The sequence below is a fragment of the uncultured Methanobrevibacter sp. genome, from assembly GCF_902770715.1.
Lineage (GTDB): Archaea > Methanobacteriota > Methanobacteria > Methanobacteriales > Methanobacteriaceae > Methanocatella.
The window spans coordinates 29,489-43,980 of the sequence record NZ_CACXTS010000024.1; the positions used below are offsets into that span (position 1 = coordinate 29,489).

17 protein-coding genes and 1 tRNA gene are annotated in these 14,492 nt (G+C 34.1%); 11 read left to right on the forward strand and 7 right to left on the reverse strand.

Features of this window, described 5'->3' with window-relative positions; all coding sequences use genetic code 11:
• Window positions 1-5: 5 nt before the first annotated feature.
• Together QZU81_RS07775 and QZU81_RS07780 are read right to left on the reverse strand one after the other, a co-directional pair.
• A complete protein-coding gene (locus QZU81_RS07775) occupies window positions 6-818 on the reverse strand; it encodes a sulfite exporter TauE/SafE family protein (protein ID WP_295590993.1) in 813 nt (270 codons plus the stop codon).
• Window positions 819-893: 75 nt separating this feature from the next.
• On the reverse strand, window positions 894-1,676 hold the full coding sequence (locus QZU81_RS07780; protein ID WP_342764268.1) for a DUF4013 domain-containing protein: 783 nt from the start codon (window positions 1,674-1,676) through the stop codon (window positions 894-896).
• Between the two features lie 189 nt (window positions 1,677-1,865).
• On the opposite strand from QZU81_RS07780, the gene QZU81_RS07785 reads away from it, so the two are divergent.
• The 6 genes from QZU81_RS07785 to QZU81_RS07810 all read left to right on the forward strand — a co-directional run bounded on the left by QZU81_RS07785 (window position 1,866) and on the right by QZU81_RS07810 (window position 6,890).
• Entirely contained in the window at window positions 1,866-2,813 is a 948-nt protein-coding gene (locus tag QZU81_RS07785) for a hypothetical protein (protein ID WP_295590995.1), read from the forward strand.
• A 4-nt stretch (window positions 2,814-2,817) separates the two neighbouring features.
• A complete protein-coding gene (locus QZU81_RS07790; protein WP_295590997.1) occupies window positions 2,818-3,705 on the forward strand; it encodes a DMT family transporter in 888 nt (295 codons plus the stop codon).
• A 224-nt stretch (window positions 3,706-3,929) separates the two neighbouring features.
• Complete coding sequence (locus tag QZU81_RS07795; protein ID WP_295590999.1) at window positions 3,930-5,822, forward strand: MJ1255/VC2487 family glycosyltransferase; 1,893 nt, start codon at window positions 3,930-3,932, stop codon at window positions 5,820-5,822.
• Window positions 5,823-5,827: 5 nt separating this feature from the next.
• Window positions 5,828-5,965: a hypothetical protein gene (locus QZU81_RS07800; protein ID WP_292826427.1), complete on the forward strand. Its 138-nt coding sequence runs from the start codon at window positions 5,828-5,830 to the stop codon at window positions 5,963-5,965.
• 9 nt (window positions 5,966-5,974) lie between these two features.
• Window positions 5,975-6,115, forward strand: a complete 141-nt coding sequence (locus QZU81_RS07805; RefSeq protein WP_292826424.1) for a hypothetical protein — start codon at window positions 5,975-5,977, stop codon at window positions 6,113-6,115.
• A 133-nt stretch (window positions 6,116-6,248) separates the two neighbouring features.
• On the forward strand, window positions 6,249-6,890 hold the full coding sequence (locus QZU81_RS07810) for a DUF447 domain-containing protein (protein WP_295591004.1): 642 nt from the start codon (window positions 6,249-6,251) through the stop codon (window positions 6,888-6,890).
• A 71-nt stretch (window positions 6,891-6,961) separates the two neighbouring features.
• Here QZU81_RS07810 and QZU81_RS07815 read toward each other — a convergent pair whose 3' ends face one another.
• From QZU81_RS07815 to QZU81_RS07830, 4 genes are all read right to left on the reverse strand, one after another.
• The gene (locus tag QZU81_RS07815) at window positions 6,962-7,108 is read right to left on the reverse strand and encodes a hypothetical protein (protein ID WP_295591007.1); all 147 of its coding nucleotides are present in this window, start codon (window positions 7,106-7,108) and stop codon (window positions 6,962-6,964) included.
• A 129-nt stretch (window positions 7,109-7,237) separates the two neighbouring features.
• Window positions 7,238-8,179, reverse strand: a complete 942-nt coding sequence (locus tag QZU81_RS07820) for a transcription initiation factor IIB (protein ID WP_295591009.1) — start codon at window positions 8,177-8,179, stop codon at window positions 7,238-7,240.
• Window positions 8,180-8,214: 35 nt separating this feature from the next.
• Window positions 8,215-8,502, reverse strand: a complete 288-nt coding sequence (locus QZU81_RS07825; protein ID WP_292823495.1) for a Gar1/Naf1 family protein — start codon at window positions 8,500-8,502, stop codon at window positions 8,215-8,217.
• A gap of 109 nt (window positions 8,503-8,611) precedes the next feature.
• On the reverse strand, window positions 8,612-9,349 hold the full coding sequence (locus tag QZU81_RS07830; protein WP_295591012.1) for an RraA family protein: 738 nt from the start codon (window positions 9,347-9,349) through the stop codon (window positions 8,612-8,614).
• A gap of 435 nt (window positions 9,350-9,784) precedes the next feature.
• Between QZU81_RS07830 and dnaG the strand changes: the two genes are divergently transcribed.
• The 5 genes from dnaG (at window position 9,785) to QZU81_RS07855 (ending at window position 13,488) form a co-directional block, all read left to right on the forward strand.
• Window positions 9,785-11,026 carry a DNA primase DnaG gene (gene dnaG / locus QZU81_RS07835; protein ID WP_295591015.1) on the forward strand — a complete coding sequence of 414 codons (1,242 nt, stop codon included), beginning with the start codon at window positions 9,785-9,787 and terminating at the stop codon, window positions 11,024-11,026.
• A 70-nt stretch (window positions 11,027-11,096) separates the two neighbouring features.
• Window positions 11,097-11,702: a biotin transporter BioY gene (locus QZU81_RS07840; protein ID WP_292823653.1), complete on the forward strand. Its 606-nt coding sequence runs from the start codon at window positions 11,097-11,099 to the stop codon at window positions 11,700-11,702.
• 44 nt (window positions 11,703-11,746) lie between these two features.
• Window positions 11,747-12,145: a DUF1284 domain-containing protein gene (locus tag QZU81_RS07845; RefSeq protein WP_295591017.1), complete on the forward strand. Its 399-nt coding sequence runs from the start codon at window positions 11,747-11,749 to the stop codon at window positions 12,143-12,145.
• 56 nt (window positions 12,146-12,201) lie between these two features.
• Window positions 12,202-12,273 (forward strand) — tRNA-Gln (locus QZU81_RS07850).
• A 30-nt stretch (window positions 12,274-12,303) separates the two neighbouring features.
• On the forward strand, window positions 12,304-13,488 hold the full coding sequence (locus tag QZU81_RS07855) for an ATP-grasp domain-containing protein (RefSeq protein WP_295591020.1): 1,185 nt from the start codon (window positions 12,304-12,306) through the stop codon (window positions 13,486-13,488).
• A gap of 268 nt (window positions 13,489-13,756) precedes the next feature.
• Here QZU81_RS07855 and QZU81_RS07860 read toward each other — a convergent pair whose 3' ends face one another.
• Window positions 13,757-14,443, reverse strand: coding sequence for a V-type ATP synthase subunit D (locus tag QZU81_RS07860; RefSeq protein ID WP_292823511.1), 687 nt, complete (start codon window positions 14,441-14,443; stop codon window positions 13,757-13,759).
• Window positions 14,444-14,492: the final 49 nt, after the last annotated feature.

The window sequence follows — 14,492 nt, forward strand, 5'->3', positions numbered from 1 at the left end:
TCACCCTATGGTAATACTCCTAACATTTTCAATGCCATGTATAACACCAATATTGAAAATATGATCTTTAACTTTTTTTGAGGTACTTTATGTGCCATTTTAGCTCCAAGTGAAGCCATTGGCACTGAAAAACATGCAATCAAAACAAAATTAATAATACTTACATAACCAATTGAATATGGGAATGTGCTGACTCCCCAACCAGAAACCATATAAGATAAAAACCCTCCAATTGCGGTTAGGCTAATGAATATTGAAGAAGTCCCAATAGCTTCTATCATTGAAAATCCAAGAAGCGCAGTTAGGATTGCTATCAAAAATATTCCGCCGCCAACACCTAAAAGCCCTGATGAAAATCCAACGAGCAAACCTATAATTCCAGTTGAAATTAAATTTAAAGGAATTTTGGCTTCTTCCCGTTCCTTATTAATGTTGACAATATTATTTACTGTGATGAACAATAGCAAAAGGCCGAAAATAATCTCCAAGATTCTTGAAGGCAAGGCTGATGCCACAAAACCTCCCAAAACACCACCAATAAGACCAAAAATACCCAGCCTAATACCTGGCTTTAGGATATTGTCCATGGTTCTGGTGTGTCTGTAGGCGCCGCTTAATGCTGTAGGAACGATAATGGCTAAACTGGTTCCAAAAGAAATCAAAATTGCAAGGTCTGGTGCCACTCCAATGTATTTTAACAGAAAGTACTGCAAAGGAACAATTAAGAATCCTCCGCCAACACCTAAAAGGCCAGATGCAAATCCGGCGCATATACCTATTAAAATCAGGCCTATGAAATATTCAATTGGAAACATCATGATTAAAATTTTGTATAGTTATTATAATTATTACTTTTGGCTATCAATAATTTAAAATTAAAAAAAGAAATCATATTACAAATTATTTTCAGCATTTAACCTTTTTTCGTTATCCTTTATATTGCAGTATACCGCACCAATACCAAGATATTGAGTCGCAAATATCAAAACACCTAAAAGCATCCATAATAGAAGGTCAATCCCAAAAAATTCAGGCAAATTGTTTTGGATGAATGTCAGAATTACAATTGCAACTACAATGGAAGTCAAATCTCTTGCATAATGCCTCCATCCAAACAGTTCAATGCTTCTATAAATAGCTTTGAAATTAAATGCGCTAAATAAACTTTTAGTGTCCGCCAATCTGGCCAATCCAATCTCTCCAAAAAAGTTAGAAACATAAAATACAATTGCACTTAAAACAAAAAAGATTATCGAATGAACCGGATTGTGTATAAAAAACAAATGAAGTGTTTGATCGAATTTTAATAGCATTTCTTCTAAATTAAACAAAGGAAATCCAAAAAATGAAGCAATATAATTCAAAATAAATATTTGAAAAGTGATATATATGGCATAAACGATTGATCCTTTAATTCCAAAAAGGAAAACCTCCTTTGGCATGATTTTTGGCAATCTATAACCATGGTTGATTCTATCACGCGTTATTGACAATCCATATCCAGTTAACAACATCGAAATAAACGCAGTAATTAACCCTGCCCCCATAAAACTAAAGTAAAGGTCAACATAAGCAGAAACTAAACCGATAATAAACATTAACACGGATATGAATACAAAAAATGGAATATTATAACTGCAATATTTCCATACCTTCTTTAAGCTATACAAGGGCATAACTACTCACCATTTACAAAATTATTTTTAAACAAACATCATTTATTTAAAGTATTACTAATTAAATTATTGTTAATGAAGATTAATAAAACTATATTATTTGGATTTTTATTCATATTTCTTGCAGGAATAATTTTTCTGACAAATATTTTAAATCCGATTATAAGACCTATAACCTATTTATTTTTAATGGGATCCTCAAAAGGAAAGGACATCATGTTTTTCGGTATTTTAGGACTATTCCTAATTTTATCCCAAGTAATCAACAAAAAAATTGATGTAAACAAATATCTGAAAATTTCAATAATTATCGGAACGGTTTTATTAGTTTTAGGCATACTTTTAGAAATCATATTTAGACTGCAGATGGGCATTAAACTCAACACCGTATTCTGCGCCATGTCTAACACAATGAGCTCTACAAGCATTTTGCATACCCATTTGTTAAAGTCCATTTTGGGAGCACTTCTAAGTCAAATAATTGGACCGTTCATTCAAAGCGACATCAACACAGGCGTTGGACTATATTCATACATTCCAAGTGCCAGTTTTTTAGTGATATTGCTGATTCCTGTCTTATTCATTGCATTGGTCTTAGCTATTCAAAAGCGCCCATGGGTTACAACCTTCCTGATCGCTTTCTTTTCAAGCTGCCTTCTTATCGGAGCAATTGATGGTGGAATGTGGGGAACCCCTGCACTCGTAGGTATTTTAGGACTTTATTTGGTTTATAGAAATGGATATTACATAAACTACATTGTTGGCACAATCCTTAAAGATGAAAAATTGCTCAAGGACAACGAATCAATACAGCCAAATTACAGGAATAAGGGCTTGAGTGAAATCAAATACCTGTTTAATCGCCTTTTTCCTTATATAGTCGTTTTTGTCGTTATAGCTTTAAGATTTACAATAGCTCTTGCAGGTGCAGAGCCTGACTACTATACTGTTGAAATCGCAAATATCACAGATGACGTCGATTTCGCAGACATCCCAATTGAAAAAATAAGCAACGGCACATATCACGTAGATTCATCATACAACGAAATGGAACTGCTCAACGATTTAAGAGTGCCATTGAATAATTCCTGTGACTACTACACGGTTTCATGGAATGCATATTCCTATTTAAAGTGATTTTATGAAAAAGATTTATCTTATTTTGCCAATCCTTGCAGGAATAATGTTTGGGTCAAGCGGCGTTTTTGTTCGAACATTAACTCAAAACGGAATCGATCAAACAACACTTCTCTTTTTAAGGTTTTCAATAGCAGTTATCCCAATATTGATGGCTATTATCTTAACCGACAAGGAACTATTCAAAATAGATTTAAAGGACATTCCTCTGTTTTTAGTCTGTGCAGCCTGCATCATAGGACTTAATTTATGCTATAATGAATCAATGAACACCGTGCCGTTATCACTGGCGGCTGTTTTGCTGTCCCTCGCACCAATTTATGTATTAGTATTCGCTTATGTCTTGTTTAGAGAAAAAATTACGGCAAATAAACTTATTTGTATGGCGTTAGCCATTTTTGGATGCGTGTTGATGACTGGAGTTCTTGAAAGCGACATTTCAAACATCCCTCTATTTGGAATTGCCTCAGGCATCGGTGCGGGACTGTTCTGGGCAATCTATCTGATGGCATCTAAAAAATCTATTGAAAACGGAAAGCATACCTTTACAATTCTTATTTATTCAATCATCTTCATTTCAATAGCTTTGATTCCATTTACCGATTTCGGCCAAATAAATAATTTTATTTCAATCAATCCCCCTCTAGTCATAATATTTTTAGTCATGCACTCAACATTTTCATTTGCCCTGCCCTATATCTTTTCAACTGTGAGCTTGAACTACATAGACTCAGGAGTATCTTCCATATTGCTATCCGGCGCCGAACCATTCGCAGCATTGCTTTTTGGATTTATATTTTACACAGAGATTCCGACACTGCTGATGTTTTTAGGATTTTTATTGACAATAATGGCCATGATGATGTTAAGCCGAAAAGAAAGTACCGCCTAAACTAAATCTAATTCCTACTATGAGTAAAAGAAAGCAAGCACCACATTTTCAACAGATGCTTTTTACCATATGGATACGTATGAATATAATATTCCTCTTTTTGCTTCACATTCAACTATCAAAAATGTAGGGCGTGTTAAAATTTGATTTAACAGAATAAAATCAAATTAATTTAAAGCCCTTTTTTACAAAACCTTATAAATTTTAAAAATAAATCTTAAAATATGATTTACAGCATTATCATACCTACATATAATGAAGAGGAATACCTCCCAGTTCTATTGGAGAGCATAAAAGAGCAGGACTTTGACGATTATGAGGTCATTGTTGCTGATGCCAACTCAACTGACAGGACCAGAGAAATTGCGGAAGAATACGGTTGCATCGTAGTTGATGGGGGACTTCCGGGAGTAGGTAGGAATAATGGTGCGAAAGTTGCAAAAGGAGAATATCTGCTATTTCTAGACTCCGATTTGCAGCTTACTGAAGATTATTTAAGAGATGTATTATATGAATTCCAAATAGAAAATGTGGGAATAGCCATTACCCAAATGAAGCCACTGTCCAATAAGGTTCAGGACAAAATATTCCATGATTTTGCAAATTACTTCATGATCAGTGTTGAAAAAATCAAGCCTCACGGTGCAGGCTGTTACGGAATCATTGCAAAAAGGGAATTGCATGAAAAATGCGGAGGCTTTGATGAATCCCTGACATTTGGTGAAGATACAGATTACATCGAAAGATTAGCTAAAGAAGAGCGCTTTAAAGTTCTTAGAAATGCCAAAATTGGTGTTTCAACAAGAAGACTTGAAGAAGAAGGAATCACTACCTTAATACAACAATACGGAAAAAGTACAGTTAATGACTTTTTAGGCAGAAGAAGTGAAGCATCCGATTTGAATTATAATTTTGGCCACGGTCATGAAAAACTCACAACAACAAAACTGTCAAGACTTGAAAGAGGGGTTGAGAGAATTAATAGCGTTAAGGAAACTTATGACAACTCCATCCAAAAGATTAACTCAACAAGATCCCGATTTAAAGTTAAAAAGATAAGGGACAGGAAAGTAGTGTTCTACTGCGTTTGCGGTGAGGGAATGGGCCATGCCATAAGGACAGGAGTGATAGTTGACAAGATTAAGGATGACTATGACGTTTACCTCTTTTCAAGCGACAGGGCTTATGAATACCTGAACTCCAAATTCGATAACGTGTATAAAATCGGAGGATTCAATACAGTATACATCAACAACAAGGTAAACAATTTAAGAACCCTCTCAAATGCCCTGAAAAGAAATCCGACAAACATGAAAGTGGGATATGAAAAGCTATACAAAAAGGCAAGAGAACTTAGACCGGATGTCATTGTAACTGATTTTGAAATATATGCTACCGTTGTCTCAAAGCTTCTCAACATTCCTCTGATCAGCTTAGACAACATCCATATGATGACACAAACCAAAATTGACTATCCTAAAAATCATTATGCTGAAATGATTAAGGCGAAAGGCGTGGTTAAGACTTACGTCGTGAAGCCGAAAGTGCATATCCTAACCAGTTTCTTCTATCCGAAAATACGTCCTGGAAAAAATGCAGTGCTTTATCCGCCAATCATACGTGAGGATATCCTTAAGCTAGAGCCGACTGAAGGCGAGCATGTTGTCGTTTATCAGACAAGCCGTGAAAGCGTAAAGCTTGTTGAAAGGCTAAAATCCCTCAAAGACGAGAAATTCATAGTTTATGGATTCAACAAAAACGAAGTGGATGAAAACTTGACTTATAAAGAGTTCAATGAAGACGTATTTTATGATGATTTGGCTTCATCAAAAGCGGTAATCTGCAATGGAGGATTTACGTTCATTACAGAAGCTATATGTCTTAAAAAACCTATTTATTCAGTTCCTGCAATTGGAAACTTTGAGCAAACATTAAATGGATTTTACGTTCAAAAATTAGGTTACGGAGAATATCACGAAGTAATGAGCGCTGAAAGAGTTAAAGAATTTTTAACTAGACTTCCAAAATATTCAGAAAGGCTTAAGAAAGTTAAAAAGACAAATAATGATGGAATCGTTCGTGAATTGAAATACAGAATTGAAAAATACTCAAGGTGATAAAAATGATAACTTGCAGCGTTTGCGGACATTTGAATGACCCTTCAAATGCAATATGTGAAGAATGCGGATCCGATTTGTCCGACAGTCCTGACTGGGGCGTGGACTTTGATGATGAAATGGACTATGAAGATGATTTTTGAGGATGGCGAATGACAAAACAATGCTTTTACTGCAGCTATCCTAACAATGATGATGCGACACGATGCATTAACTGCGGGATGGAACTGAAAAGATATTGGGATAAGTCCGGTGGAAAACCGCAGCTTGTCGATGAACGTGAGCGCAAGTAATCTTTAATTATTTTATATTAAATTCGTCATCGGGAATGTGCATATTTGTTAAGAAGGCATTAGTTATGCTAAATTTTTAATTAGATTAATGAATAGAAATTATATTGAAAATGTAATTAATATGGGTGATAAGATGGTTATGGATTTGACAGATATCGGAATTGAAGAAGGACAGAAATATGAGGGGATTTACACTACTATGAGCAAGGATGGTGTAAAAAATGCCGCACCAATAGGAATTGTATGCAAAGGCAAGGACAAACTTGGATGCAGATTATTTGTCGGTACCACAACCCTGAAAAACATTATGGAAACACGGAAATATGTTGTAAATATTACTTTTGACCCCATAAATTTTGTTAATTCAACAATAGGAAACTTGGATATTGAAGAGTTTACTGATGATGATGACATTGCAATATTGAAAAATGCAGAAGCATATATCATTTGTGATGTCACAGACATTAGAAAAATGGATCCGATTAAAGACCATGTAACCTCAAATGGGGAAGCATATATCATAAGCAGTGATGTTGTAGAAATCGTCAAAAACAATCCCTGCGCTAAGGCTTTAAATCGAGGAGTATTCGCGCTTTTGGAATGCCTTACAAACTATACCCGACTTGACCTTGTGAGTAAGGAACAGCAGAATTATTTTGTCGGAAGGTTTAATGAAAACAATCGTATGATTAAAAGGGTTTCCGGAGAGGATACGATAAAAGCCATGGAAATTCTTAAAAACAGTATGATAGAAAAGGGTTTCGATGTTGAATAGGCCTGATTTTACCTTTAATTCTAGTTGATTACCTGATTCGATGCTGAAGCCAAATTATATAGAAACGGAATCTAATTGGATGAATCACTCCAGTCATCACACTTATCAACCATTTTAACTAATCTTTCATGGAATCTGCAGTAGTATTGGGTGCAAAGTCCAATGTCAAATTCCACATGTTTGCAGTTATAGCATTCTTTTTCAATGGTATTTCGCAAAAAAATCATCCTTTCTTTAAAAATTAAAAAAAATTAGAAATAAATAAAAAAATGTTTGATTAATCAAGTATTGGCTTAGAATACTTCAATTAATCAATATTGGATTATTATTTTTTAGAACAATCGGGACTATAAAGTTACGCCCATTTCTAATTGTTCAGTCAATTCTTTGTATCTGTTACGGATAGTTACTTCAGTAACTCCTGCAATGTCTGCTACATCTCTTTGTGTTTTTCTCTCACCGAGCAAAACGGAAGCAATATACAATGCAGCTGCAGCCACACCAGTAGGACCTCTACCAGAGGTTAATCCTTTATCCATTGCTTTTTCAATGATTTCAATAGCTTTGGATTGTGCTTCACCGGATAATCCTAACTCTGAAGCAAATCTTGGAACGTAATCTACTGGAGAAGTTGGTGGTAACTTGATGTTTAATTCACGGGTCAGGAACCTGTATGTACGACCTACTTCTTTTTTAGTAACTCTAGATACTTCTGCAATTTCATCTAAAGTACGTGGAACGTTACAACGCCTGCAGGCAGCGTATAATGATGCTGCTACAACTCCTTCAATACTCCTTCCTCTAATCAATTTGTTTTCTACTGCACTTCTATACACTACACTTGCAGCTTCTCTTACGCTTCTAGGAAGTCCTAATCTTGAGGAGTCACGATCAAGTTCACTTAATGCGAATGCCAAGTTTCTTTCTGTAGCACCGGAAATTCTGATTTTTCTTTGCCATTTTCTTAATCTGTACCATTGAGCTCTGTTTCTTGCAGGAATATCACGACCGTAAATATCTTTGTTTCTCCAATCAATCATTGTACTTAATCCTTTATCGTGGATTGTGTAAGTAATTGGAGCACCTACTCTTGTACGTTTGTCTCTTTGTTCGTGGTCGAATGCTCTCCATTCAGGACCCATATCAACAAGATTTTCATCAATTACCAATCCGCAACGAGCACATACAACTTCCGCTCTTTCATAGTCGCCAATTAATTCAGTAGAACCACATTCAGGACATACAGTTTGTCTGTCTTGATCAAAAACTTCTTCCTGTGCTTCAGCCATTGGTGTGTTTTTACGTCCTCTTGTTGGAACTTTTTCTACTTCTTGTGTCGTGGTCTCATCCTCCTTTTTTTAGTTTTTTTGGATTTTTGTTTTGATACAAATAGTTTTTCACCACAGTTTTTAGCTATTTCATCCCTATTTGCTGATTTGAATAATCTAATAGAGATATAGGGCTGCTTTGTTGGCCCGAATACATAGCCCACTTTACCAATTTTCTTTTTATTGCTGTTAAAGACAATGGCACCTGGTGAAGGTGTTTTGGTAGACCGAGCTATTAATTTTCCAGAATTTGCAATATGCAAACTTTTACCTAATAATTTCATAAAATCAAACTTAAAATCAAATCTGTATCATTTATATATTAAAAGAAAGTAGTATATAAAGGTATCGATACCTTTATATATAAATATTATATTATATTTAAAAGGTTTTCTATTTGAGTCCGACAATCTGTGCAAGTGTCTTGTCATTGGAGATGTCATCAATGATCTTGGCCTCTTTAATCTTTACACCCAATGTCGCAACCATGGTTTTGGTGAATAATTCCTTAGGTATTACAACCACACCGTTTTCATCTCCAAAAAAGAAATCGCCAGGATTAATTGTCTCACCCTCAATTTCAATCGGTTCATTTAAACTGCCCAAACCCAAAGCGGATCCCGCATTAGGACAGAAATTGCTTGCAAAAACGGGATAGTCCATGTATAAAAGTGCATCCAAATCACGGGCTGAACCGTATATCACAGTTGCCTTGATTCCATTGTCTCTTGCACATGTGGATGCAAGTTCTCCCCATATGGCTTTATCTTCACCATCCACTTTGAAAAATAGTATATCACCATCGTCAGCTTCATCGATTGCAATGGCAGAAGTTCCCCAATCATCACTGGCAGTTTCAACAGTGAATATTCTACCGAAAACCTTCTGGTTGTTAATCGGCTTTATTGAATTGAAGGTTCCCGGCCTTCTTGACACTGAGTTATAAGCATCTGAAACCTGACATGCTGAAACGGAATCCAAAAGGGAATATAAATTAATGTATTTTTCATAATTCTTGCCATTAAATTCTAAATCGTCAATTGTAACATCATCTAAATTAATTTTTTCTACATCAATACGTTTGTTTAAATTCTTATTCTTATTTAAAATGTCTTTTGGACTTATTGACATAACTTCACCAATCTTCTCATTCGTATACTATTTTATACCATATACTATATTTTATATATTAGTTTTACCAATAATTATAATTATAGTATTATAGAAATACTTGACATTATCATATACTCAAACGAGTTATTTACATTATTCATTATTATAATTATTATTAATTAATTCAAAGACAGGAGAAAACAATTATTAAGGAAAAATAAAGGTTAAAAAGTTTATATAATTTCAAATAAGCAATTAATATTAGAAAATAGTAAACCCTTAATAGTAGAACTGTCTGAATGTATTGGCTCTTTTTTTAGTGTATGATAGGTCTTATCGACTGACGAATTACATATGTTTATCGTATAATTTATGCAAATTTACCTACTAAAAATACATTAATTTTTAGAATTACATAAATTATCCCGATTAATAAGCTTAGGAGGCTTAAAAATGGGAAAAGGTGAAGAATTAACAACAACTAAATACTTAATCCATGCACAAATTACTGCTAATGGTATTGTGGAAAAACCAGATGTTGTTGGTGCAGTATTTGGGCAGACTGAAGGTTTACTCAGTAATGACTTAGATTTAAGAGAACTACAAAGAACTGGAAGAATCGGAAGAATTCAAGTTAACATCCACTCAAATAGTGGAAGAGCAAAAGGTGAAATCGTAATTCCATCCAGTTTAGACAGGGTAGAAACCGCCATTCTTGCAGCATCTCTTGAAACAATCAATCGTGTGGGTCCTTGTGAAGCTGAAATTCAAACCACAAAAGTTGAAGACGTAAGGGCTGTTAAAAGAGAACAAGTTGTTAACCGTGCAAAAGAAATCTATAAGAAAATGGTTGAAAGTGTCGGTCCAACCAGCATGAGAATGATTGAAGAAGTAAGAGAAGCTATGCGTGTTCATGAAATCTCAGAATACGGTGAAGATCGCCTACCTGCAGGTCCTAGCATCCACACATCAGATGCTATTATTGTAGTGGAAGGACGCAGTGATGTTTTAAACTTACTCAAATACGGCATTAAAAATACTGTAGCAGTTGAAGGGGTAAGTGTACCTCGCTCAATTGGAGAATTAAGTAAAAAAAGAACTACAACCGCATTTGTAGATGGTGACAGAGGCGGAGAACTTATCTTGAAAGAACTCTTGCAAATTGGTGACGTTGACTACATTACCCGTGCTCCAAAAGGAAAAGAAGTTGAAGACTTGGAAAAAGATGAAGTATTGGTTGCACTCCGTGATAAAGTTCCAACCGCACAATTCTTAGCTACAAACAACATCCTTAACGAGAACAATAAAAAAGAAAACAACAACAGGTCAAACGGCAGAAACAATAAAAAACAAAGATACAACAATAATCGCCGCCACCAAGAAGTTGTTGAAGAGCCGGTGATTGAAGATGATGAAGTAAGCTTAATGAAAGACATGCTTAAAGAATTCGAAGGATCTGGCAGTGGAGCTATTTTAGATGAAGCATTAAATATGACTAAAGAGGTTGAAGTGGAAAACATCTATGAAGAAATTAAGAATATAGATGGAACCGCAGATACTGTCATTTTCGATGGTGTTATCTCACAAAGATTAGTTGATGTGGCATCCGAAAAAGGAATAAACAAATTAGTCGCATTTAAAACAGTAAATATAGTTAAAAAACCACAAAACGTTAAAATTATTACTATAGATTAGAATTTACAAATGAGAATAGATCAATTCTCATTTCATATTTAAAAATTTGAATTGGAGGCAAAAAATGAACATTAATATGGAAAACTATTACAGTACTAGAAAAGATGTTTTCGAAAGGATACAAGACGCTAGCACTGCAACTAAAGTACTCATGTCTTTTATGATGGCATGTTTTACTGGTTTAATGGCACAAATCATTATCCCACTCCCATGGACTCCAGTTCCTATAACTGCTCAAACTTTTGCAGTATTATGTTCTGGTTTAATCCTAGGTAAAAAATATGGATGTTTAAGCCAAATATTGTATATTGTCTTAGGTATTGCATTTATCCCTTGGTTTGGAGGAATGACCGGCGGACTTGACGTATTTTTAGGTTCAACCGGAGGATTCTTAATTGGATTTATTATTGCATCATACTTTATTGGGGCAATAACCGAAAAATATGCTAAAGCACGTAGCTTTTCAAGAATGGCAGTTGTAATTGGAATTGCAAACTTTGCATTAATCTACATTCCAGGACTTGCCGGTCTTGCATTATGGTATAGCTTAACTCAAGGTGCAGCAATTGGTGTTGTTGACCTTTTAATGATGGGTCTTGTACCATTCATTGTAGGAGATATTGTAAAAATCCTAGGTGCAGCATCTGTTTCCAAGGTATTTTTACCAAAAGACTAAAAAGGTTTTTTAACCTTTCTTTTTTTTACTTTTTTTTGATTCATATGAAATTACTACTCAGAGGGCATCATCTTTTGTGCCTTAAAGGTTTTCAGGGTTATGGTTATGATGAGGATTTCACCAAAAACATGACCGAAATAAATAATCTAAGAAAATTGCCTGAAACAATAATCACTTTAACTAATTCTCCGGATGATATCTGCAAAGCCTGTCCAAATCTCAAAAACGATCTGTGTGAATGTGAAACACAGAATGAGAGAATTGTTAAAATGGATGAGGAAGTTTTAAAAAAAATTGATGTCACAAAGGAATACGAATCTGTTGAATTATTCGAAAAAGTCGATTTCATTTTTAATACAGAGAAAAGTGTATCTAAAATCTGTTTTAATTGTTTATGGCATGAAGAATGCCTATTTTATCAAAAATTACAAAATAACCGATAGATTTAAATACTACATGATAAAAATATATTAAATGTTGTATATAATGCAACATATATAGTCCCGTAGGGTAGTGGTAATCCTTCTAGGCTTTGGACCCGGAGACGGCGGTTCGACTCCGCTCGGGACTATTTACAAAAACTATTTTTTACTGATATTTTATGGAAAAGCTATTACTTATTGGAATTGATACAAGAAGTATGCTTAACAGTGCATTAAAGCTAGATTATGATGTATATTCTACAAGCTATTTTTCGACATCAGACGCACCCACCATCAAAAACCAAAAAATCATTTTAAATGAAAGCGATGGTGAAAGCTGTGGCATCTTTGAAGATCAGTTCAGTTCCGAAAATATTCTGGACATATCAAAAGACTATCTTGAAGAAGTTGATTACATCATTCCAATTTCCGGCGTTTCACCAAGTGACTTTCCAAGCAGGTACAAAAAGAAAATCTTGGGAAATACTGAAGTTGAAAATATTGAAAACAAATTCAATTTTTACAAAAAGATAAAAGATGAATTCTTAACACCTATGACTTTTAGGTTAACTGATATAGATGAAGCATTTGAAATAAGTAAAAATTATGAAGACATTCAATTTATTTTAAAACCCGTTCAAGGAAGTGGAGGGTATGACGTAACTCTTTTAGATAATATGGAAGATTTACAATTTAGTGACAATGAATTTATTCTGCAGGAATATGTAAGCGGAATCAATCTAAGTTCATCAGTATTGGCAAGCAAAAGTGATGCAAAAGCAATCATACACTCAAGATTGCTGAGTGAACATGACTTTGAAAAGAATAATAATTTTAGATACATCGGAAACATTGTCCCCCTAACAGATGAATCCATAATGGCTAACGTTAATGACATTGAAGGAATTATTGAAGAAATGAAAACAACATCCGAAATGTTGGCTCATAAATTCAATCTTATCGGATCCAATGGTGTCGATTATATTCTGAGTGAAAATGGATTATATGTAATCGAGATTAATCCAAGAATTCAGGGAACATTCGAATGTGTGGAAAAATCACTTGGAATTAATATGCTCGAAGCACACATCAAAGCATGCCAAGGAGAAATTATAGAAATTCCGAAACCGCAATATTATTCCTATAAAAAAGTAATCTACTCACCAGCAAGAATGAAATATGAAAAAATAGATTTATACAATATTTATGACCTGCCCCATATAGGTTCAATAACTGAAAAAGAAGAGCCGTTACTTACAATTATTGATAAAGATAAAGATTTTAGAAAATTGTTCGAAAAAGTAGAATTATCAAGCAAAATCGTAAATGACATTGCTAGAAAAGTCCAACAAGATGGCAAATAAATAAAATTACCCCTAATGTTATCATAAAAGTAGTAATAATCATTGCACGAGTCATCCAGATAAAAACTTTGGCTTTGTTATCTGGGTCTTTCATAAATTGGTCAATTGGATTTCTTTTCATTTTTACACCGTTTTCTCGAATTTCCAGTAATGAAAAATTTTTACAATAACTAAATTAAAATAACTGTTTTTAAAAATAAAATTAATTTGAGCTTTAAATAATAAAATAAATAAAAATAAAAGAAAATGAGAAGTAAAAGAGAAAAATTTAAGCTTCTGCATTTTTAGCTGCTTCAGCTGCAGCAGCAGCTTTTTCATTTTTCTCCATTGTTGATCTAATCATTTTCAATCTTACGAAGTTTTCCCTTTCCATTTCTTGGAGTCTCATATCAATATACTTTTCAGTATTTTGGAATCTTGGAATCATAATGTGTTCTAAAGCATTTACTCTACGTTTAGTAGCTTCAATTTCTTCAGCGAGTAGGAAAATAGTTTTTTCTACTTCACCAAGTTCAATTAAATACTTAAGAGATTCCTCGAATTTCTTTGCAGCTTCGTCTAATTGTATGGTTGTGTCAGAGAAACCATAACCTCTGTCAATAATGGACCTTTCTTCCATTTTTACATTAGTTACAGGCACTGCAACACCCATTACACTTCTTGATGTAATTTCTACATCAATAGATTCTTTAACAGATAATGCTGCTTTTCTAACAGCCAAATCACCCATAGCAATTTGAGCTTCAAGTAAAGCATCATTAGCTTCTTTTAGACTTAATTCTGCATTTTCACGAATACCTTTGACACGATCCAAGATATCAAAAAACTCTTTAATTAAAGCGTCCCTTTTCTCTTTGAGTAAACCATGCCCTTTAACAGCAAGTTTAGTCCTGTTTTTAAGAGACAATAATTCCATACGAGTTGGATTAATTCCATCTATAATATCTTGTGCCATTTAATCACCTACATTACTGTAATGAGATTAGTCATCTTTTGGAAGGTAT

Coding starts and splice junctions, on each gene's coding strand:
- QZU81_RS07860 (WP_292823511.1), bottom strand. CDS start 14,443: ATGGCACAAGATATTATAGATGGAATTAATCCAACTCGTATGGAATTA.
- QZU81_RS07810 (WP_295591004.1), top strand. CDS start 6,249: ATGGTTATGGATTTGACAGATATCGGAATTGAAGAAGGACAGAAATAT.
- QZU81_RS07795 (WP_295590999.1), top strand. CDS start 3,930: ATGATTTACAGCATTATCATACCTACATATAATGAAGAGGAATACCTC.
- QZU81_RS07805 (WP_292826424.1), top strand. CDS start 5,975: ATGACAAAACAATGCTTTTACTGCAGCTATCCTAACAATGATGATGCG.
- QZU81_RS07845 (WP_295591017.1), top strand. CDS start 11,747: ATGAAATTACTACTCAGAGGGCATCATCTTTTGTGCCTTAAAGGTTTT.
- QZU81_RS07830 (WP_295591012.1), bottom strand. CDS start 9,349: ATGTCAATAAGTCCAAAAGACATTTTAAATAAGAATAAGAATTTAAAC.
- dnaG (WP_295591015.1), top strand. CDS start 9,785: ATGGGAAAAGGTGAAGAATTAACAACAACTAAATACTTAATCCATGCA.
- QZU81_RS07820 (WP_295591009.1), bottom strand. CDS start 8,179: ATGGCTGAAGCACAGGAAGAAGTTTTTGATCAAGACAGACAAACTGTA.
- QZU81_RS07800 (WP_292826427.1), top strand. CDS start 5,828: ATGATAACTTGCAGCGTTTGCGGACATTTGAATGACCCTTCAAATGCA.
- QZU81_RS07780 (WP_342764268.1), bottom strand. CDS start 1,676: ATGCCCTTGTATAGCTTAAAGAAGGTATGGAAATATTGCAGTTATAAT.
- QZU81_RS07785 (WP_295590995.1), top strand. CDS start 1,866: ATGGGATCCTCAAAAGGAAAGGACATCATGTTTTTCGGTATTTTAGGA.
- QZU81_RS07790 (WP_295590997.1), top strand. CDS start 2,818: ATGAAAAAGATTTATCTTATTTTGCCAATCCTTGCAGGAATAATGTTT.
- QZU81_RS07775 (WP_295590993.1), bottom strand. CDS start 818: ATGATGTTTCCAATTGAATATTTCATAGGCCTGATTTTAATAGGTATA.
- QZU81_RS07825 (WP_292823495.1), bottom strand. CDS start 8,502: ATGAAATTATTAGGTAAAAGTTTGCATATTGCAAATTCTGGAAAATTA.
- QZU81_RS07855 (WP_295591020.1), top strand. CDS start 12,304: ATGGAAAAGCTATTACTTATTGGAATTGATACAAGAAGTATGCTTAAC.